This is a genomic window from Thiomicrorhabdus sp. Milos-T2 (genome assembly GCF_000702325.1).
GTDB lineage: Bacteria > Pseudomonadota > Gammaproteobacteria > Thiomicrospirales > Thiomicrospiraceae > Thiomicrorhabdus.
The window spans coordinates 784493-805119 of record NZ_KL370891.1 but is presented as its reverse complement, the minus strand read 5'-3'; the positions used below and the strand labels follow the sequence as shown (position 1 = coordinate 805119).

Here is a 20627-nt window from a genome sequence, read left to right as displayed (position 1 = left end):
TAAAACTTTTACGACAAATCATATTTACGAATTTTTTCTACTAGCGTTGTTCGGTTCGTTTGCAATAGTTTTGCTGCCTGAGAAACATTTCCATCAGTTTGTGATAGTGCTTTTTGAATTAACTGCACTTCCATTTCAACCAGATAAGATTTTAAATCTAAGCCCTCTTCTAAATCGGGTGAACTTTCAACCAGGCCTGGTTGTTCTGCATTTCCAGTCACATTATTTTGAGTTTCCCCCTCTTTCAATTGAGCAACAACAACACTATCTGAAACTTTATCATGAACTTGAGATTCACTACTTGTTTGTGAAACCAGCAATTGAGCATCTTCAGGTAAATCTACCTGATATTTTGGAGGTAAGTCTTCATAATCGACTGGTAAACCAGGAAACAAAATAGAGAGTCTTTCTGATAAATTGCCTAATTCACGAACATTACCAGGCCAGCTATAATTTTGAAGCGCAATTAGAGCTTTTTCAGAAAAAGAGGGAATTTTACGGCCATTACCTTCAATTCGGCCCAACATAAAGTTTAAAAGCTCAATAATATCTTCGGGTCTTTCACGCAAAGAAGGCATTTCAATTGGAAAAACATTCAAACGATAAAAGAGATCTTCTCGAAAGTCTCCCGCTTGAATACTCTCTTCTAGGTTTCTATGCGTTGCGGCAATAATACGCACATCACATTCAAAACTTTTATTACCACCTACCCGTTCATAAATACGTTCTTGCAGAACACGCAACAGTTTAACCTGCATCGGCAAAGGCATATCCCCAATTTCATCTAAAAAAATCGAGCCTTTTTCAGCCATTTCAAAACGACCTTTACGAGCCGTAATCGCGCCTGTAAACGCGCCTTTCTCATGACCAAAAAGTTCACTTTCTAAGAGTTCAGCAGGTATAGCACCGCAGTTGATAGGAATAAAAGACTTAGACGCTCTATCTGAAGCATTATGAAGGGCTTGAGCCACCACCTCTTTACCGGTTCCGGATTCACCCAGAATCAAAACGGTTGCATCAGTTTGTGCTACTTGAAGGATTAGTTTTTTAACTTGTTGCATCGCTGATCCTGAACCAACGAGTGAAGCAAAAATTTCTTGTGACATCTAGCCGCCATTTAAATTGTTTGACACTTAGGTACCCTTTATATACAGGTTTTTAGCAGATGTCAAAATTTTGGCATTTTTTATAGATTTATTTTAGATACTGTTTTAATGAAGAAATGGATTGACTACTATTCTGCCATTCATCATTGAGTACAGATTGTGATTGTTTAATTAGTATTTGAATCTTTTGATTATCATCCAATAAGCTTTGACTAATCGAATTTAATCCGCTGCCAAATTCAATTATTCTTAGCTCAAGAAGCTCTTGCCAACCTGATTCAAAATCAGAATATTTTAGCCAATCACCCTCTTCGGCAGCAACCAACATATTTTTTGACCTTGCCAATAACTCTATTTTAGTTTTTTCAACGGGGCTCACAGCTTAGCTTCTCTTTCAATTTTTAAGGCACTAGCCTCTGCCAGTTCTACAGGCATTTGCTTCCATGAATCATTTAAACCTTCCATTATTTCAATCACTTCACTCAGTTTTTGGGCATCATTTAATCTTGATGCATCAAACACGCTTCTATAGCAATAATCATAAAGCTCAAAAAAATTACTCGCTACATCGCCACCTTTTTCAAGATTCACACCAGATTTCAACCCATTTATAATCGAAAGCGTTTTATTAAGATGAAAGGCTTTTTTCTCATAGTTTTTTTGTTCTATAAATACTTTAGCTACTTTCATATTTCGCAGTGCACCTTCATAGAGCATCGCTACTAACTTATGAGGAGATGCTTCAGAAACCGATGTTTCAACATAGTTATTTGCATACTGCTGAGCAAATTGTTTTTTTAATAAAGCATTCATCTAACACTTCCTTGTTTATCATTTTAATCATTGTGGTTTTTGCCAAGTTCATCACTTAATCTATCGTGTTTTCTTGGTAAACTCTCTTTTAGACCCTTGCAAAGGTCGCTATTTATTTAATTACTACTATTATTAAATTGTGCTATTAGTGAATTCCTTGTCGATTCTGCATTTGACAAAATCGTCTGTAACATCGAAAACTGAAGCTGATATTTAGCTTCTAACTTAGCGTAGCGGGCATCAAGATCGGTTGTCTTTTCAGTATAAACATCTAATTTATCCGTAAGTGAAGATACTTTACGGGCTACAACCCCGGTATCCTCATCAAATAATCCATTAATCGCTTCTTCTAATTTTGCTCCAAAACCTTTCGCAAAATTCAAGTCTCCACGATTAGTGATTAAAGCCCCACCGCCATCATACTCACCACCGAGTACTTCGAATTGAAGGCCTCTAACTTCAGCATCTTCACCACCAATAATGGCATAATCGCTAATTTTGATTACACGGCCATCGGTAGAATCAGCATAAGCACCAATATTGATTGTCCCGCTCTCGGTAGTCAATGTTCCATCAACGCTTTGACCCGCATCAGAATCAACCGCCAATCCAGAATTTAAAAAACCAGCAGACACTGAAGATATATCTATATTTGAAAAACCACCAAAACGTTTTGATGCAATCGATAGTGCAGAACCATCTGAAGAAACGCTAACTGAATTCCCTGATTCTTGAATTACTGAATTATTATTAATGGCATTCGCCATACTTAAGGCGAGTTCTGAATGGGTATACTTTCCTGCAACCATATCGATAGTGGCAACACTTGAATCATCAACGGCAACATCAAAACTTAAAGTGCCAGACGTTAAATCAATCAATGCTTCGCCATTATATTGCTTAGCTGAGGTAAACCCTTGATTCGCTAAGCCTGACGAAGAATTAATCACTACACTGCCTGAACCCGAATTCGCAGCGATTTCAAAGCGTGCCTGGGCAACATCGTATGAAACGGTAGCAAGTGAAGAACCAAACGCGCCATTAATTGCACCTTGTAATGTTGAGGCTACGGTATCTTTATCAGCATAACTACCTGCTAATGACGATAAGTCAATAATTTGTTGAGCTCCGCCAATTGAAATATCTAAAGAAGCACCTGAAGAAATCTGTAACGCTGATGCCGTATCAATAATTCTATCGGAAGCCACTTGCTCATCAGAGGAAGGGTTTGCAGCACCAGTAGTCACAACCGCTCTTTCAGCCAGTTGTGTGACATCAAGCTGATAAGAACCCGTTAATGTATCTGTTGAACCACTGATAACATTAATTAAACCATCATCGCTACTTCCACCCTTTGCAAACAAAGATGATAGCGCCGAAAAATTATTATTTACAACTTTATCTAAAACCGAATCATCTAACTCTAGTTGACCATCTAGGTTTTTCTTAATACCCACCGAGATTAGTGAATTGTAGTTTCCTGAAATTTCTGAAATCGCGCCCGTTAGAGCATCATTTAAATTTGACCTGGCTTGTTTAAGCGTACTATTTCCTGCCAAATCACCATAAAACTTATATTCGTCAGACTGTAATTGTTCCTCCGTTAAGTCAGAAGTATCATAACTACTTAATTCATCAAAAATTGTATCTAGCTGATTATAGACATCAACAAAGCTATTAATGCTTTCTACTGCTCCATCCGTATCATTTGAAATACTAACCGTATTTGATTGGTTTGCCGCTGCAGAATTTAATTTAAAACTCAAGCCATCAATCACTTCATCAAAAGTATTGGTGCTATTAGATACCGCTAAACCGTTAACAACCATAATGGCGTCTTGCGCTTCAGAAGTGGTTGTTAAACCATCAACATCAAAATCCGTTAAACCAGAAATAGAAACTTCCCCTGCAGCACCTTGCTGTTTGGAAGTAAACATTAACTGATAACTACCGCCATTATTAATCACAGAAGCATTCACACCATAATCGCCATTATTTATATATTTCTGCAAGCTCTCTAAGGTGTTATTGGATGAATCCACCGTTATCTGATGAGTTTCACTACCTGTTTGAATTTGTAGTGTTCCTGAAGAAATTGAGTCGTAAGGCGATGCATAAGACTTATTAACCACTTGCGTATGGTATTGAGCTAATTGCTTGGATTCAATTTGATAAGAACCTGGAACCACATCAGAACTGGCTGTGACAGACACCACACTCTCATCAGATGAGGTGGCTGTTTTTTTCAAAAAAGTCTCAGGGTTTGATAGGTCAGCAACATAACTGTTAAATGCATCTAAATTAAGTTTTAGATAGTTAAAAGCGTTTAATTCAGTGTTGGTTTTTTCTTGATTTCGTTCAAGAATGGCGCGTGGACCTGCGACTTCTGCCTCAGCTAGACTTTTAGACATCGCACCGATATCAAAAGTACTATTGGTCAAGCTATTGACAAGCGTCGTACCAATTTCATTTGCCATAACATTGCTCCTGGTCAATCAATCTCATTAATTATTATATTTTTAAAGCACTGTTAGTGCCAATTTATAATAATTATATCGGCCTAAAAAAGGGGAACTTTAATAAGAAATTATAATGGGGTAGGTAAAACAAAAAAAGCGGCCAAAAGGCCGCTAAACACACAAGGGAAAAATTTAAGCCTGTTCATTAGTTAACAAGCCGGTTGGCATAGCCACCTTTTCAGATAGCTGCTTTTGCATTTCTAAATAATCTGTAATATTTTTAGAAATGTCTAGAAATTCTTTTGATGGTATCTGACGAATAATTTCATCAGTTTGAGTATCTTTAATAAAAATAACCATCTTGTCAGACGCATCGTCTTTCTCAAATCGTAAATAATTCTGAAGTTTTTCTAACTGTTTATTGAGTCTTTCAACTACATTTCCCAGCTCGACTTTTTCAGATAGTCCCGTAGCTTCTTTTGATTGTGCAATATCAATAGATTTTTTTGCATTCTCAATTTTTTGAGATACATTAGTCTCTTGAGCTTTTACTTCATCTCGTGAAGCCCCGGTATCTGTTGAAGGCTTAATAATATTTGAATTATTCAGGTAATTTGGTTGTATAACATTTATATCTGCCATAACCTTCTCCTATGAATCATATATACCTATATGATTTCATTGAAAAGACCACCTGTCAAACCCTCTTTTGTTAAACCTCCAAATTGTTGTGCCCTTTCTAGGTAATCTTGAATGTTTTTCATCATTTTCAAAGACCCTTCTGAGGGATATTGTTTAATTAATTCATCAGTCGTTTTATCAACTACTTTTACCACAGAAGACTGGGTAGTTTGATCCACTCCAAAAGTAATAGTTTGTCCGAGCTGTTCTAAAATTTTATTTAAATTTTCAGCTTGTAAACCTAATGCCTCAGGAGTATCTTCAACCGCAATTGATTTTGGAGAGACGACTGATGTCTCTGCTGGCACTTTACCCTCAACTTTTGAGTTAACTTCCGCTAGCCCTTGAGTTGATTGTTGACCAGTTAAGGTATTGATTGAGTTAATATACATACCTGTCCCTCCTAATTTATCAGTGATATCTTAAACGATTATCTTAATAAGGATAATACGTTCTGAGAGTTCTGATTAGATTGCGACAACATACTCATACCTGCCTGCTGTAGAACTTGTGTACGAGCTAAGTTAGCACTTTCTTTTGCAAAATCAGCATCTTGAATACGTGATCTAGAAGACGTAATATTTTCGTTAATGTTAGAAAGGTTAGAAACCGTTGAATCTAATCTATTCTGAATTGCACCCCAGTTAGCCTGCATATTTTTAATAACCGACAAGCTTCCATCAATAGCAGTAATGGCTGTTGAAGCTAATGCAACACCAGAAGCATATGTCGTTATTACTGCACTAGCACCTTTTGTCAAAGAAATAGCTGAAGCGATCGCACTTAAAGTTGAAAAGTTTAGCATTGCAATACCAATGCGGTTAGTAGAGCCAGTTTCCCAACCAACATGCGCTTTAAAAGAAGCTGAACCATGCGCAGCAGTTGAAAAAGCTCCGGCACTAGTCGCGGCAAATGAAGCCGTTAAAGCAGCGGAACCAAAACTACTTGCATTCATGATATTCATACCATTGAATTTTGTAGTATCTGCCACACGCTGAATTTCACTTTGTAACTGAGAGAACTCAGAATCCATTTGTTTACGGTTATCAAGATTATAGGTACCGTTCATAGACTGAACACTTAGTTCACGCATACGTTGAAGCATGTTTACCACTTCACCTGTAGCGCCATCAAGTGTTTGAACCATCCCAATACTATCATTAGCATTACGAACAGCTTGGTCTGTTCCACGAATCTGTGTGGTCATACCGGTTGAAACTGCAAGTCCTGCTGCATCATCAGCAGCCTTGTTGATGCGAAGACCCGAAGTCAAACGTTCCATAGAGGTTGTTTGTTCTCTAGATGTTCCTTCAAGAATACGCTGTGCATTAATTGCACCCATATTTGTGTTGATTACCATTGCCATGATAAATCTCCTTTTTTTAATAAATAAACCATTAAAAGCAAACGCTTAATTTGGTTTCTTTCTTCAATTACGGTATGACCCGTTAATGAAACCTGCTGCCTCTTCAATAGTTATTGAAGAAGCGACAATACTTGCTGGGACTGTTGATTTGCCTGACTCAACATACTCATTCCAGCTTGTTGCAGAACTTGCGTACGTGCTAAGTTAGCACTTTCTCGAGCAAAGTCTGCATCCATAATTCTTGATCTTGACGATTGAATATTTTCATTCACATTCGCTAAATTCGAAACGGTAGAATCCATTCGGTTTTGTAGCGCACCCCAGTTAGCTCGCATCGTTTTGAGCACTGATAAACTGCCATCAATCGCTAGCATGGCTGTTGACGCTAATGCAACGCCTGACGCATAAGATGCCACACCCGCTGAATGTAATTTGATGCCAGTAGCAATCGCACTTAGAGTTGAGAAGTTTAGAAGTGGGATTCCTATTCTTTGAGCACTTCCTGCCTCCCAACCCGCGTGAATTCTCATCGCAGTAGAGAGAGCAACAGCGGTAGACAATGCACCTGCACTGATTCCAGCAAAACTCGCTGATACAGCTCCACTAAAACTACTTGCATTCATGATATTCATACCATTAAATTTAGTGGTATCAGAAACTCTCTGAATTTCATTTTGTAATTGCTTTACTTCTGACTGCATTTGCTGTCTATTGTCTTTGTTGTAGGTACCATTCATTGACTGAACCGATAACTCTCTCATACGCTGAAGCATATTCATTACTTCTTCAGAAGCACCATCAAGCGTTTGCAACATACCAATCCCGTCATTGACATTACGGATTGCCATTTCAGTACCTCTGATTTGGGTTGTCATACCCGTTGCTACCGCTAAACCTGCAGCATCATCTGCTGATTTATTAATTCGTAAACCACTTGTTAAACGTTCCATTGAAGTTGTTTGCTCTCTTGATGTTAAATCAAGCGTTCGAACGGCATTCAGTGATGCCATATTTGTATTAATTACCATTGCCATGATATTTATCCTTGCCTGTGTGTATGTGTTTTAACTTTATAATTTTTGAGGCACTCTTTGTTGCCTTCAATACCTATATCGGCTTATGAAAAATATCTTTAGAAAAAAATTAACTTTTTTAAGCAAAAACAATAGAAATGAATAAACGACACATTTAAACGAGATGAAGTGGACTAATACAATAGGCTAACGACAAGTGGTAAAAACAATAGAATGAGAAAAAAGTTAAATTGAGAATTTTTACTAGTAGCGAGCAAAAAAGGGGTAAAGCGTGTTTGATTTAGGAAGATAGGCGAATACATGCAAAATAGATAGCTGTTTTGTCTTCGTGTGATGAATAATAGCTAACATATAAATGATTATTTTGAATAACCAGGCCTGGGTAACTGCAATCCCCTCCAGAAGGAAGCTTTAAAAGAGGTGTTAATATGGGCTCATCATGAGGATTGATTTCACCAAGCCAAGTACTCGCATCATTGTTATCTATTATTCTGTAACTAATCAGATTTTTTTGTTTAAATCTAATTAATTTAGGGCCGCCAAGTTGAACATTAAGTTCAGACCAATGCCATTCCATATAAGGAGGCTCAGAAGTACCTAATAGAGAAAAACAGTCAACTCGATCCCTTCGCACGACACAAGTCGCTTTACCTGATTCGGAAAATACAATGCTCGTTTCATTGGCAAAACAATCTGACGGAGGAAAAAAAGGAAACACTAGCTGTTCCCATTTTTCGCCTGTTTTAGAGCGATAAAGAGCACCTTTAATTTTTTGGCGGGCATAACCGACAGAATACAAATAACCATCTGTAAAATTTTTAGATGCACTCCAACGCCAAACCCCTATGTCATGATCCATAACCGGGTTAAGGATAAAACCAGAAGCGCTTAAAGACCAACTTAATGAAACAATACCTTGATTAAAGCTGGGACAAACAGCTACCCGCATGCCTGAAAGCATACCAAGTTGATTTTTGGCATTAATATAAAATTTAGGATCTCTTAAATCTCCACCCGCCCAAAATAGTTCTTGAAAACTACTCCAGTTAACGCCATCAGGAGACTTAAGAATTCTAATTGAACCATCATAAGACATATGAGAAGAAGCTTCACGAAACCCACAAAACCAAGTTTGGTCAAAAAAAATCAAATCTGTAAATGCGTTATGTTGCGCCTTATCCCAAATAAGACTACAAGACTCTATTTTTTGAGAAAGTATTTTCGTCATAAAATGCTTTATTGAATACTTTTATAAAGATGCTTAGCAGTCTGGTTGTTAGGCTCTAACTCTAAAACGGCTCTTAATAAGTCAGTAGCCAAAGAAAATTCATTAAACTGAATATAAACCTGAGCTAACTTTAGTTTAGCTAAAATATTTTCAGGTCTGTTTTGTATAAAGAGCATATAAACTTGAACAGCCAAATCATATTGCTTCAATATAACCAACATGTCACCATAGGGAATCATGTAATCCAAAGAAATTGCACACAATTGCTCTAACATAATTAAAGCGTTTTCATAATTTTCTTGGTTCATAGCCATTGAAAGACCTAACTGAAGCGCTTCATGTCTTAAGATCGACATTTCTACAGATAGATAGTATTCTTTGGCTTCTGGATAATCGCCAACGATTTGGGCTTTCATACCTTTTAGTAAGTTAATAAAACTTTCTTTCTGTTGAGCATTGTTTGAGTCAAGCGATTCGGAGTGTTCAATAAGCTCTAGCAAAATTGCTTCATTATTTGCCTCTAAAGCCATTTTAGCCCTAATCAATAAAGTAGATACATTACTTACTTTCTTTTTTACGCGAGATAAATAGTTATGATCTTTTTTATCATATTCATTTCTAAACTCAGTAATTGCCTTTTCAAGAGATGTTTTAGCTTTATTGTTAGCCGGGTAACCATGCAACTCCTGCCAAATAACAGCCCGCCCAAATTCATGCCATTTCTTCCAAGATGCAAATAACTTTTCAGGTGATTTAGTACCCTGTAGTTCGTCAATGTATAGTTCAACTCTTTCAATACCTTGTTCTAATAATTTAGAAAAGTGGTGGCTAGACTTTTCAACTCCTCCAAAAAAGCCTTCAAGCTGTTCAACAACATCTTCATGGCTCATATTCAACTCATCTTCGATTGGTTTAAATGAATCATGAAAAAATGCCGCTTGGTAGCTCATTAACATATCGCCATCATCCGCTATAAGGTTTTCAACTTTGCGTTTAAAGCGTTTAATTTTGTCAGCACCCTTTATATTTATGCTTTGATCTCTGTAAACTTTTTTAGATTTTGATTTTGCCTCTTTAGCAAGCTTATTCAACTCTTTAAAACGTCTTAATTGTCTAGTAAGTTCTTTTTTAGTTTCTTTACTTGCTGATAATACTTCAGAACCCATTACTTCTATACTTAGCTTTAGCTCTTTAAACCATTCTTTCTTATCATCTTGGTTAAGAGTTAATTCGGAACAAGGTTGATAAGCAACTCCTGTCATTTTTGCAGAATGTAAGCCTAAACTGATGATTTCCGTATTGTACTTTTGACGATAAATACCAACTGCTTGTTGCATAGATTGCATGGCAGAATAGAAATCGTCTCCTGTTTCAGTAAGATTGCCAGCATTATCTTCAACTTTAGCTTTACTGCTTTTACCAAAAGTGTCTTTTAACTTCACTTCATCACTACCAGATTCATGAGTTCTACCATAAGCAAAACAAAAATCTATCCCTGATAAAAAAACACGTTGAGCACCTAAGCCAACGGCCAAATGTAACGCTGAATTAGTTACTGTCGGCCCTACAGCTTCAATATTGCCAAAGTCATTATAATGTTCTGTTTTCCAACCATATTTGGGACCCATATAAATGGATAATCCACGCCATTGACTTACTATTTTATGTTGAGCATGAAAACTATGAGCGAGAACGCTTTCTTCAGCATATTCTAGAACCCCTTTTGAGTTGTCAAAACTCCAATCAAAAGGATCTACCGTTACAAAAAAATCTGCAACAATACCTTCTTTCTTTAATCTAAGCGCAATACGTGCTGCCGCAAAAATAACCAATGAGTTCTGATTTTCTTTAATCCATTCAATAGAATCATCTAGTGTGGGTCCTCCACCCAAAATAATCGCATCTCGTCCTTTTAAAACCCCTAACAAATTTGAGGCTGGTATAAGATTATGTGCAGCATTTAAAATACGCTCTTCTTCAAAAACCTTAGCTGAATTTGAGTTAAAACACTGTCTTAAATAAGCCGTATAATTTACCTGCATATTTTCCCATAACTGAAAATACGGGCTACCAGGCTTAGCATCCATTACCGCCAAAGACTTAATTAGTGAAATATTACGACGTAAAATATATTGATTAAACTCGTAACCTAATAAATTAAAATCAAAATGCTCATTAACTAATCGACAATTCCCTTCCCAATTAGCTTTACCATTACCCTCAACGAGTTCAGTTTTTTCGATCACAGATTCGAAATCAATAAAAATAAATCGAACATTTGGTTTATCAAAATTCTTTTTTACATACTCATACAGCAAGCCAGAGTCTGAGCCAATAATAATAAAGAGTTGCTCTTCTGTATTTTTAAAAGATGGATAATTTGATTCAAAAACTTCTTGCGAAGCTAAGTTTTTAAATGTTAGATGATTAACTTCTTCAAAATACTTTTCACCAAAAATATTTTCTTGGAATTCATTTAATACTAATGAGGCCATTCATATTTCCTTGTGCACTACTCAATATGCTCTTGCTTTAATGGAGCGCCAACTTCAATATTTTGAGTAGCTTTTTTATTTATAATTTCATAATAATTTAATGGTGCTAGTCCGATATTAGGACGTAAAGATTTAACATTTTCAGCAGTAAAAACTTCACCTCTTCTAATTGGACTTATAGCAAAAAGTGAACGTTTTCTATATTGATCATTCTCAGAGACATCATAACTTACGTTACCTAAAGCCTTTTCTGAGGATCTTACTAAATCCACCATTTGTGAAAACTCAGCGGGTTCCATAGAAAATACAGAATCCAGGCCTCCATTAGACCTGTCTAAAATAAAATGTTTTTCAATTACTTCAGCACCTAAACTTGTTGCAACTATTGGGACAATAAAACCTTCTGAATGATCTGAGAGCCCTACCTTTACAGGAAAACGTTTTTTTAAATCTAGCATTTTATTTAAATTAGCCTCGCTAATTTTAGCTGGATATTCTGAGGTACATTTCAAAAGAGTAATATCAAAGTTATTGGCAAAATGGCAAGCCTCTACAGCTTGTTCAATTTCATCCAAACCTGCTACACCTGTGGAGATAATTATTGGCTTTCCTGTTGATGCGACCTTAGAAATTAGAGGAATATCATTTATTTCAAATGAAGCAATCTTATATAAAGGAACCTTCAAACTTTCTAAAAAATCTACTGCATCTAAATCAAATGGGCTTGAAAAGAACACCTTACCACTAGACTCGACTAATTCTTTTATAGGAATATGCCATTCATAAGGTAAGGCTGCTTTTTGATATAAATCCCAAGGTCGCCAACCTTTCCATGCCCCTTGTTTTTTAGGACCAAAGATTTCATTATCAACATCAAGAGCCAAAGACTCGGGTTTAAACGTCTGAACTTTAATAGCATCCGCACCGGAATCTATCGCTGCTTGAACCGTCTTCAATGCAAGATCAAGGTCATTGTTATGGTTGGCCGAAATCTCAGCAATAATAAAAACACTCACTTTAAAACAACCCTAGACAAGACTCTCTCAAGTAAACTTTCAGTCTCATGTATAGAATCACCATAAGTGATTACTGCACCAAAACGAGCAGATGAAGAGTTCAGATCTGGAATCAAATCTTCTGGCAACAGTCTGCAATCTGATAAAAACACCCCTTCCATGGAATCTTCTCGCCCTTCAAAACCAGATACCAAAGACACAGATTGCCTACCTGGTAAATCTAATTCCGTTAAAAATTTAACAATAACAGATTTATATTTTGGATGGCTCTGATAAGCCTTAAAACCTTTAAACTCATCTAATGCCTGGTCTATTGCAACTTCGATCATATCAACACCACTTTGAAGAAGCGCAACTTCTCTCATATAACCTCCGGGAATTCTGGCGGCTATTTCTAGAATTTTTGCACCTTTGTCAGGAGAGGCAATGATTTGAGGATAAGCAATACCATTTTTCAATCCAATTGATTCAATCGCAGCTAAAGCTGTGTTCTTTACATCTAACAGCATGGCGTCAGTTAATCCTATTGGCGATTTATGAGCCGTCGCAATACCAAAATGAGGTGATTCTGCTGTAACGCGGTGAGAAAATGATAAAAAATGGACTCTTCCATTCTCAACCAATGCAGTAACATTAATTTCAGGTCCATTTACATATTCTTCAACTATCGCTGAACCATCGCTAGAATACTTGATAGCTTCTATCAAAGCTTGTTCAAGGTTTGATGATTCATCATATATCCCAATGCCTTTTTGCCCGCTACTATCACTGGGTTTTACAACAATTGGCCAGTTTTTTTTTTCTACAAAAGCTTCTAGTTCAATTAGATTTTCAATTTTCTGGGATTCTGATGAAGGAACAGAAAAACTTTTAAAAGCGTCATGCATAACATTCTTATTTGTCGCTTTCAAAGCAGTCTCTTTTGACACCCCGTTTAGATTCATTTTTTCACAAATATGAGCAACCACCGGTACAGCCAATTCTGAACCTAAAGTCATTACTCCATCTATTTTGGCTTCTATAGCCAAAGCTAAATTTGCCTCTTTATCTGCTGTACTAATTTCTGCAAAATGATCTGCATACTGAATGCCAGGAGCCGATGGGTTGTAATCTGTAACCCAAACTTTATGGCCTTTAGATTTTGCTATTTGTATTGCCGGGACTTGCTCATGTCCTGCACCAATAATTAATAAAGTTTTTTTCTGGGTCATACTAAACCTATTCAACTAATGATATTGTTTTGCCATCATAACAAGGAACAAGTGAAGACGTTTCCTGTCTTGCACAGTAAATAACATCCTGAATATATCCTAACCTAGCGAGGTTCATACCACTATCACTACTAATAAACTCTCTCTCAATATCATTGGAGTAATGAGGTTCGAGGAAACCTCTTATAATTGGACTTGCAATATGTTTAAGTATTTCAGTCGCACCAATTCTATCTTCGATAGCGGGTAAATTATTGCGGCCTGCAGCTAATATAGTGATATTTTTATTCTGCTCTATAGCCATTTTAAAAGCCAAATCAGCAACGGCTTTTGCATTAACAACAGAACCAATTAACACTTTATTGGTATTACCTTTAGCGGTACAAATACATTCTGCTCCATTCGTTGAAGACAGAACCACTTGCTTTCCTTTCAAATCTTGCTTACTTATTTCAAAAGGACTGTTTCCAAAAGTTGCGCCGTATAATTTTTCTCCCCCTCGCTCTCCTATAGTAATATCACCATGCAAATCATCAGCACTTACTACTGGGGTTACTTGGTTAGCTCCTTGCTCAAAGCATTCAATAATGGTCGCACTCGCCCGTAATGCATCGACAACAATTACAATATCATCACGACGTTGAGCTCTTAAAGCTCCACCAACGGCAAGTTCTAAATACACAACAACCGCATCTTTTAAGTAATCTCGAAAGGTATCTGCTCTGATACCAAGTCTTAAGGACTCTAAGCTCATTGCTTCAAAGGGAACTACATTGCCAATATTTACATCTCTACCAAGTTGATGAATCAACCAAACTTGTTGTTCTTTTTTAGGTGCTTCCCATATGATTAGGTCAGGATCAATATTTTGAAATATACTATTCGCAAGAGAAACGTTAACCTTACCATTAGCATCAAAAATACCAACACTCCCAGACTCTCTAGCCTCCATAATGACCTTGTCAGCACCTGATTCAATATCGGCCAAAACTTGTTTAATCCTATCTGAATAAGAAAGTTTATAATCTTCTTCAGACATTTTTTTGCCTACTTCTGAAAACGTATAAAATCCCGCTCTCGACACTTTTGAAATCAATTCACTCTTCTGTGAAAGAGTTAAATTAGGATGAATTCCATTAGACACTTCTATTGAATCAAAACCTATATCCTTTGCATATATCAACATTTCGTCGACTTTGTTTTGTTCAAACGCAAGCTCCATAAATGTTCCACCCGTACAAACTTTTATGTCATGTTGACGATACAGAGCGACCTTTTGCTTCAATATAGATTCGTCATAAAGTAATGAACTCCCCCAGCCAAGCTTAACTACATCAATATAGTATGCTGAGCTTTCAATCAAGTTCTTTGCTTCAGATAAACTTAGGTGCTTATCAAGCACCATAGTCATACCTTTTTGTCGTGGTTTTTCAGTGCGGCTAGGTAAAGTAATAAAAGGAAAAGGCTGTTTAGGTTTCATCGTTATTCTCAGATATTTAGTAGTAACGGCTATTATTTAGGACTTATATAGGCTGTAATGTTTCGACCCATTCCAACGTCAGCGAGTGATTGCCAAAATTTAAGCACTTTATCCATTGGCTGTTGGTCTATTAAATTTTCTAATGCAACTCTTGCATGATGCGCTGATTTTCCAGCAGTTTTCTCTTCAATATAATTACTCTTACCATTCATCAAAAACCAATCAATAGGGAAATCTCCTGTAATAGATAAACATTCCCAACCACAGAACTCTGTCAAACGTCTTAAGCTATCCGCATTAAAATAAGAAAGGTGGTCAGGTAGTGCGACCCAAAAAGGAGTACTAATTTTTTGAGTCTCTAGTGCATTTACTTGCAGATCCGAAAAATCATTTGGCACAGTAATAACTGCACAACCACCAGGTTTAACTAACTTTTTAAGTTGATTCAATAAAGATTGAGGATCAATAACATGTTCTAAAACATTCTGTAACCATACTACTGAATATTGAGCGCCCGATTTTATTTCCTTATCAAGTAATGTGTAAATATTCCCTGTTTCTAAATAATCCAAACAAGAAGGGTTCTGTTTTAACATTCCATCAGAACTAAAATCAATACCTTTAACCTTCCAGCCTTTTTGGTGAAAATATGCTATTTCAAAGCCTTCCCCACAACCGACATCTAACATCGTTTTATTAGGCAAGTGCGGCAATAAATTGTCAATCATCGCAGAACGCTGTTTAACTTTTGCATTATAAAATGCTAATTCAGATTCAGTATATTGCTTCTGATGTGCCCCTTTTAACTCTTGATAATACTTTTTTGCATAATATGCTTCCAAATCTGATTCAGAGGGTTTATCAATAACCTCCCAATAACCTAAAGTGTTTTGATGTAATTTTGTGGCAATCGTTTTCATAATATTGGCTTCATTAATACTTTCATAATGTTATATCTAAGCTAATCTTTAAATCTTTTTAACGTTTAAAGACGCTTGACCATTTCAATGATGTTCTTTTCTTGTTTAAGTCAATTTCTTTGCTAGACATTTCCATTAGTTCACTAGAGTTCTTTTGCAAATTAATTATCTGTTCTTTCAGCTGTAATTCAAAATTTTCTGGGTTCAATTTCTTTCCAATGCCTAATTCTTCAACACAATCTACTTGCTTCAACTGATTATCAGCAATAACCGTTATTAAAGAAGGCAATGCTGTTTTGCACCTTTCCCAAATCATCGTGCCTCCAGCGCCAATGGCCAAATCTGCTTGCAACATCAATTCTGCCATTTTATTTGTTTGCACGTATAAATTCATACGACTGGAGGATTCAACTATTTTTCTTATATGCTCTATATTTTTATAGTTTTTTCCAACGGCTATGGTTATTCTAAAATTAAAGCTTTTTAAAACATTTAATGCTTTTAAAGTGTAATCATCACTATCAACACCTCCAAAAGAAATTAGAATGTGATTTAATTCTTTTCTCTTTCTTGGCTTAGTACAATTATTGAATTCTGGGGATAAAGGTATATAAGAGTACCCTTGAAAAAGCTTACATTGATCACTGATTAAACCCTGCCATTTTGTTACTTTATTACACTCATTAGGATCAATTAATATGTCAGTATCGTGTTTTCTATCAGCTTGTCCATCAATGACAGCAATATTAACTCCTGTCTTAACCTTCATAGCTGAATGCCAACGATAATCCAATCCAAAATGATCAATAAGCATCCATTCATTCTTAACAACATAGCTAACGTGTTTATCTGAAATATCGAGATGACCTATCATTGATTTATAAGTTACCAAAAGATCATCTAACTGACTCGCATGTAACCAATATCCATGTTTTAAAACAGGTTCTTCTGATTGAAGTTGATTTTTAGTAGGCAACTCGCTTGGCAATGTTAAAACACAAAAAGACTGAGACTTTATCCAATCTATTAAATTGCCATCAAAAGCACGACAAATAAAGATTACATCATAACCATCCTGTTGCAGAGTTTTGGCAATTTGAACACATCGATAAACATGCCCTGTCCCAATTTCATATGAAGCATCAACTCTTATCCAAAAACGCTTCATTAAATTAACTCCACTCAAGCAAGCCTTATCTCTTAACCTAATTTATACTTTCGTTTTTTCCATCAAAAACCAAGTACTATCATCAACCATATTATTCAAACTTGGATCACGATGATATCCAAAACCATAATCAAGCAATCTTAAATCTGGATATTTATCCATCATTTCTCCTGCAAAATCACGTTTATATAATTTCCCTGCATGTCCTCGATAAGGTACTTCTACAGGTGTAGGGTTATAATATTCTATTAACAATATATATTGATTAGATGCATCGTAGAGCTTTTGATATACAACTTCTAACATACTTGGTTCGATATGTATTAACACCCCTCTAATCAGCGAAAGTTGGTATTGTTTTTCAAAATTGTAATCAAAAATAGAACCGTTATAGACATTATCATCTCCGATAAGAGTCTTTAGTTTTTCGCTTGCAGATTTATTTATTTCAATTGCAAAGCGTTCTAAACAAGGATAAATAACCTCCAACGCCCTTTGGTTCATACCAATATTTGCACCAAACTCCGCAACCGATTTAATTTTCCCGGCACCTCGTAAAGCCCTAGCAAAGAATGCTAAATTAGAAGCTAGTAGCTCCTGCCCATCATTTCTAACCAAATACTCTTCACCAAAATCTCCAGCCCAAAATTCTTCTTGTTCTGTTTTATATGCCATATATAGCTCCTACAATCTATTTTTTAACCATCTCTTAAACTTAAGAAGGTATTAAAACTATTCTTACTTTTTTTAGAGCAATCACTTATTCTTTTCAACCAACCAGTTAAATAGAAGTTCTGCGTGCTCCCAATCCTCTAGCGTGTCAATATCTTGTACTCGTCCTCTAGGCACAACAATTGGTGCCGAGTTACCATTTAATACCCTTCTGCCGGCCGACCAGGCCTCACCTGTCCCCCAATAAAATTGTCCAGCGTTATAAAAACCTTCTTCCAAATCTTGAGAACGCGAATTCAAATATTCTGGATACATCATTTCAACTCTTCCAGCCCGGTTAATTCTAATTGCTCTCTGAATAGGTGATTCAAAGCTAGCAACTGAAAAAACATAATCCGACTCTTCTTTTTGAATTTTATCAAGTCCGAACTGAATATCCTGAGTTCTTACAAATGGTGCTGTTGCATACAAGCAACAAGCAAGTTCAACTTCCCCCCAGTTTTCAGACACCCAATTAACGGCATGCTGAATAACCGCAACCGTTCCAGTATAATCATCGGCTAATTCAGAGGGGCGATAGAAAGGGACTTCCGCGCCAAACGACTTAGCCACTTTTGCAATATTTTCATCATCTGTAGTAACAATAACCTTATCAAAGCAGCCACTATTTATAGCCGTTTCAATAGACCACCCAATAATAGGTTTGCCACAAAATTCTCTAATATTTTTATTTGGTATTCGTTTACTCCCGCCCCTAGCAGGAATTACACAAATTTTCATTGGATACACTCTTTTAGTGATTGAATCACAGTTAATAAATTTTCATCTGTCATTGATTGGTGGATAGGGATGCTCAATGCCTTTTTATAATAGTTTTCTGCATTAGGAAAATCTCCCCACTTAAAGCCTTGTTGTTGGTAATAGGGCTGAGTATGAACGGGAATATAGTGCACATGCACACCAATTTGTTTAGCGCGCATTCTGTTAAAAACGTCTCTACGTTGCTCTTCATCAAGCAGTTGTATCGGATAAAGATGAAAACTAGAATGGCTATCACTTATCTGTTTTGGAAGCACAACAGGCAACGTCTGAAGTTGAGAATAATAAATATGCGCAATTTCATGACGACGCTTTACAAATTCATCTAATCGCGTTAACTGAGATAGACCTAAAGCGGCTTGCATTTCGGTCATTCTATAGTTTAAACCTAGCTCAATTTGCTCATAAAACCAACCGCCTCTCAAAACATCTTCTTGGTTGTTAAACGTTCGGCTAATTCCATGAGAACCATATAAACGCATTTTATTAGCCAAATCACTATCATTAGTGGCTGCTAAACCACCTTCCCCAGTAGTAATAATTTTTACAGGATGAAAACTAAATACCGTAATATCAGAAAATCGACAAGAACCTACTTTTGTCTCTAAATAACTTGCTCCGATTGCATGAGAAGCATCTTCGATAATATAGAAACCATATTTCTTTGATAGCTGATAAATAGCTTGCATATCACAAGATTGACCACCAAAGTGAACCGGCATAACCACTTTTGGAAGCTTGTTCTGTTGTTGAGCTTTTTTAAGTTTTTCTTCTAAAACCAAAGGGCACAAATTATAGGTTTGCGAATCGATATCCACAAAGTCAACTTGTGCTCCACAAAGACGACCTACATTGGCACTCGCTACAAAAGTAATAGGGCTTGTCCACAACCAATCATCTTTGCCTAACCCTAATGCTAAACAAGCAATATGCAATGCAGACGTGGCACTATTAACCGCTACGCCATATTGAGCGCCGCAATACTGTACGATATTAGCTTCAAATGCAGTTGCATTAGGGCCTTGAGTTAAAAAATCGGACTCTAGAACCTTAACCACTTCATCAATATCAGATTGACTAATTGACTGTCGGCCGTATGGAATCTTCATATTTATCGAATTTGGTTGTAATGTTGAATTTGTTCAACACTTAAAAAGTCTGGATTAGAACCAGAAGAATAGGCATAGTTCTCTGCGACCTTATTACCCTGCTCCCCAATAGAGTTCTTTGAATAATCATTACCACGTTGGGTAAATGTAATTGACGGTGCTATAACGTAGTAATCATCAAATTCAAAGGTATGATTAGCATCATCTTCAGGACACATAATTTCATGAAGTTTTTCACCTGGACGAATCCCCACAACGTCATGCTCAACATTGGGTAGCATCGCCTCCGCTAAATCCATAATACGAATAGAGGGGATTTTAGGAACAAATATTTCGCCACCTTTCATTCTTTCAAAATTTTTGAGTACAAAATCAACACCTTGTTGAAGCGTAATCCAAAAGCGAGTCATCCTTGTGTCCGTTATTGGAAGCTTATTCGCACCTTCGTCAATTAATTTTTGAAAAAATGGCACAACTGAACCACGAGAACCAACAACATTACCATACCTAACAACCGAGAACTTAGTTGGCAATTTCCCTGCAATATTATTTGCAGCAACAAATAACTTATCAGAAGCCAACTTAGTTGCACCATACAGGTTAACAGGGTTAGCGGCTTTATCTGTTGATAGAGCAATCACTTTTTCTACTTTATTCGCTAAAGCCGCTTGGATAACATTTTCAGCACCTATTATGTTCGTTTTTATACATTCCATGGGGTTGTACTCTGCAACAGGAACATGCTTAAGAGCCGCTGCATGAATAACAAAGTCAATTTCACTCATCGCTTGCTTAAGACGCTCTGCATCTCTAACATCACCAATAAAGTAGCGCATTACATCAGAATCAAACTTCTGTTGCATTTCATATTGTTTTAATTCATCTCTTGAGTAAATCACAATACGTTTGGGTTTATATCTCGCCAAAATTGTTTCGACATATTTATGGCCAAATGAACCTGTACCACCTGTGATTAGAATTGCTTTATTATCAAACATAAATTTTAGCTTCTTTTCTATTTAAAATTTCCCGAACAGGATATCATTAGTT

19 protein-coding genes are annotated in these 20627 nt (G+C 36.4%); all 19 read right to left on the bottom strand.

Annotated elements, in window-relative coordinates; genetic code table 11:
• Window positions 1–8: 8 nt before the first annotated feature.
• The 19 genes from BS34_RS0103560 to pseB all read right to left on the bottom strand — a co-directional run bounded on the left by BS34_RS0103560 (window position 9) and on the right by pseB (window position 20575).
• Complete coding sequence (locus BS34_RS0103560) at window positions 9–1106, bottom strand: sigma-54 interaction domain-containing protein (RefSeq protein WP_051640664.1); 1098 nt, start codon at window positions 1104–1106, stop codon at window positions 9–11.
• 88 nt (window positions 1107–1194) lie between these two features.
• Complete coding sequence (locus BS34_RS0103555) at window positions 1195–1485, bottom strand: hypothetical protein (RefSeq protein WP_029407178.1); 291 nt, start codon at window positions 1483–1485, stop codon at window positions 1195–1197.
• On the bottom strand, window positions 1482–1919 hold the full coding sequence (fliS, locus tag BS34_RS0103550) for a flagellar export chaperone FliS (RefSeq protein ID WP_029407177.1): 438 nt from the start codon (window positions 1917–1919) through the stop codon (window positions 1482–1484). The genes BS34_RS0103555 and fliS overlap by 4 nt, the downstream gene beginning before the upstream one ends.
• A gap of 116 nt (window positions 1920–2035) precedes the next feature.
• The gene (fliD, locus tag BS34_RS0103545; protein ID WP_029407176.1) at window positions 2036–4396 is read right to left on the bottom strand and encodes a flagellar filament capping protein FliD; all 2361 of its coding nucleotides are present in this window, start codon (window positions 4394–4396) and stop codon (window positions 2036–2038) included.
• 174 nt (window positions 4397–4570) lie between these two features.
• Window positions 4571–5020, bottom strand: a complete 450-nt coding sequence (locus BS34_RS12510) for a flagellar protein FlaG (RefSeq protein WP_051640663.1) — start codon at window positions 5018–5020, stop codon at window positions 4571–4573.
• 26 nt (window positions 5021–5046) lie between these two features.
• Window positions 5047–5451 (bottom strand): flagellar protein FlaG, encoded by a 405-nt coding sequence (locus BS34_RS0103535; RefSeq protein WP_029407174.1) that lies wholly within the window; start codon window positions 5449–5451, stop codon window positions 5047–5049.
• A gap of 38 nt (window positions 5452–5489) precedes the next feature.
• The gene (locus BS34_RS0103530; RefSeq protein WP_029407173.1) at window positions 5490–6425 is read right to left on the bottom strand and encodes a flagellin N-terminal helical domain-containing protein; all 936 of its coding nucleotides are present in this window, start codon (window positions 6423–6425) and stop codon (window positions 5490–5492) included.
• A 110-nt stretch (window positions 6426–6535) separates the two neighbouring features.
• On the bottom strand, window positions 6536–7459 hold the full coding sequence (locus BS34_RS0103525; protein ID WP_029407172.1) for a flagellin N-terminal helical domain-containing protein: 924 nt from the start codon (window positions 7457–7459) through the stop codon (window positions 6536–6538).
• Between the two features lie 280 nt (window positions 7460–7739).
• Complete coding sequence (locus BS34_RS0103520; RefSeq protein WP_029407171.1) at window positions 7740–8687, bottom strand: hypothetical protein; 948 nt, start codon at window positions 8685–8687, stop codon at window positions 7740–7742.
• A gap of 8 nt (window positions 8688–8695) precedes the next feature.
• Window positions 8696–11182 (bottom strand): motility associated factor glycosyltransferase family protein, encoded by a 2487-nt coding sequence (locus BS34_RS0103515; protein WP_029407170.1) that lies wholly within the window; start codon window positions 11180–11182, stop codon window positions 8696–8698.
• A 17-nt stretch (window positions 11183–11199) separates the two neighbouring features.
• Window positions 11200–12198 (bottom strand): pseudaminic acid synthase, encoded by a 999-nt coding sequence (gene pseI, locus BS34_RS0103510; RefSeq protein ID WP_029407169.1) that lies wholly within the window; start codon window positions 12196–12198, stop codon window positions 11200–11202.
• Entirely contained in the window at window positions 12195–13409 is a 1215-nt protein-coding gene (locus BS34_RS0103505; protein ID WP_029407168.1) for an ATP-binding protein, read from the bottom strand. The genes pseI and BS34_RS0103505 overlap by 4 nt, the downstream gene beginning before the upstream one ends.
• Before the next feature lie 7 nt (window positions 13410–13416).
• Complete coding sequence (locus BS34_RS12505) at window positions 13417–14889, bottom strand: phosphosulfolactate synthase (RefSeq protein WP_051640662.1); 1473 nt, start codon at window positions 14887–14889, stop codon at window positions 13417–13419.
• A 32-nt stretch (window positions 14890–14921) separates the two neighbouring features.
• Window positions 14922–15809 carry a class I SAM-dependent methyltransferase gene (locus BS34_RS0103495; RefSeq protein ID WP_029407166.1) on the bottom strand — a complete coding sequence of 296 codons (888 nt, stop codon included), beginning with the start codon at window positions 15807–15809 and terminating at the stop codon, window positions 14922–14924.
• Window positions 15810–15867: 58 nt separating this feature from the next.
• Window positions 15868–16977, bottom strand: coding sequence for a UDP-2,4-diacetamido-2,4,6-trideoxy-beta-L-altropyranose hydrolase (gene pseG, locus BS34_RS0103490; protein WP_029407165.1), 1110 nt, complete (start codon window positions 16975–16977; stop codon window positions 15868–15870).
• A gap of 42 nt (window positions 16978–17019) precedes the next feature.
• Window positions 17020–17652 carry a pseudaminic acid biosynthesis-associated methylase gene (locus BS34_RS0103485; protein ID WP_029407164.1) on the bottom strand — a complete coding sequence of 211 codons (633 nt, stop codon included), beginning with the start codon at window positions 17650–17652 and terminating at the stop codon, window positions 17020–17022.
• An 81-nt stretch (window positions 17653–17733) separates the two neighbouring features.
• A complete protein-coding gene (pseF, locus tag BS34_RS0103480) occupies window positions 17734–18429 on the bottom strand; it encodes a pseudaminic acid cytidylyltransferase (RefSeq protein WP_029407163.1) in 696 nt (231 codons plus the stop codon).
• The gene (gene pseC, locus BS34_RS0103475; RefSeq protein WP_029407162.1) at window positions 18426–19577 is read right to left on the bottom strand and encodes a UDP-4-amino-4,6-dideoxy-N-acetyl-beta-L-altrosamine transaminase; all 1152 of its coding nucleotides are present in this window, start codon (window positions 19575–19577) and stop codon (window positions 18426–18428) included. Before pseC ends, pseF begins: the two co-directional genes overlap by 4 nt.
• A 2-nt stretch (window positions 19578–19579) precedes the next feature.
• Window positions 19580–20575, bottom strand: coding sequence for a UDP-N-acetylglucosamine 4,6-dehydratase (inverting) (gene pseB, locus BS34_RS0103470; RefSeq protein WP_029407161.1), 996 nt, complete (start codon window positions 20573–20575; stop codon window positions 19580–19582).
• Between the last annotated feature and the right edge of the window lie 52 nt (window positions 20576–20627).

Excerpts from the sequence above, each read along its gene's own strand:
- BS34_RS0103560 (WP_051640664.1), bottom strand. The coding sequence starts at position 1,106 with ATGTCACAAGAAATTTTTGCTTCACTCGTTGGTTCAGGATCAGCGATG.
- fliS (WP_029407177.1), bottom strand. The coding sequence starts at position 1,919 with ATGAATGCTTTATTAAAAAAACAATTTGCTCAGCAGTATGCAAATAAC.
- fliD (WP_029407176.1), bottom strand. The coding sequence starts at position 4,396 with ATGGCAAATGAAATTGGTACGACGCTTGTCAATAGCTTGACCAATAGT.
- BS34_RS12510 (WP_051640663.1), bottom strand. The coding sequence starts at position 5,020 with ATGGCAGATATAAATGTTATACAACCAAATTACCTGAATAATTCAAAT.
- BS34_RS0103535 (WP_029407174.1), bottom strand. The coding sequence starts at position 5,451 with ATGTATATTAACTCAATCAATACCTTAACTGGTCAACAATCAACTCAA.
- BS34_RS0103530 (WP_029407173.1), bottom strand. The coding sequence starts at position 6,425 with ATGGCAATGGTAATCAACACAAATATGGGTGCAATTAATGCACAGCGT.
- BS34_RS0103525 (WP_029407172.1), bottom strand. The coding sequence starts at position 7,459 with ATGGCAATGGTAATTAATACAAATATGGCATCACTGAATGCCGTTCGA.
- BS34_RS0103520 (WP_029407171.1), bottom strand. The coding sequence starts at position 8,687 with ATGACGAAAATACTTTCTCAAAAAATAGAGTCTTGTAGTCTTATTTGG.
- BS34_RS0103515 (WP_029407170.1), bottom strand. The coding sequence starts at position 11,182 with ATGGCCTCATTAGTATTAAATGAATTCCAAGAAAATATTTTTGGTGAA.
- BS34_RS0103505 (WP_029407168.1), bottom strand. The coding sequence starts at position 13,409 with ATGACCCAGAAAAAAACTTTATTAATTATTGGTGCAGGACATGAGCAA.
- BS34_RS12505 (WP_051640662.1), bottom strand. The coding sequence starts at position 14,889 with ATGAAACCTAAACAGCCTTTTCCTTTTATTACTTTACCTAGCCGCACT.
- BS34_RS0103495 (WP_029407166.1), bottom strand. The coding sequence starts at position 15,809 with ATGAAAACGATTGCCACAAAATTACATCAAAACACTTTAGGTTATTGG.
- pseG (WP_029407165.1), bottom strand. The coding sequence starts at position 16,977 with ATGAAGCGTTTTTGGATAAGAGTTGATGCTTCATATGAAATTGGGACA.
- BS34_RS0103485 (WP_029407164.1), bottom strand. The coding sequence starts at position 17,652 with ATGGCATATAAAACAGAACAAGAAGAATTTTGGGCTGGAGATTTTGGT.
- pseF (WP_029407163.1), bottom strand. The coding sequence starts at position 18,429 with ATGAAAATTTGTGTAATTCCTGCTAGGGGCGGGAGTAAACGAATACCA.
- pseC (WP_029407162.1), bottom strand. The coding sequence starts at position 19,577 with ATGAAGATTCCATACGGCCGACAGTCAATTAGTCAATCTGATATTGAT.
- pseB (WP_029407161.1), bottom strand. The coding sequence starts at position 20,575 with ATGTTTGATAATAAAGCAATTCTAATCACAGGTGGTACAGGTTCATTT.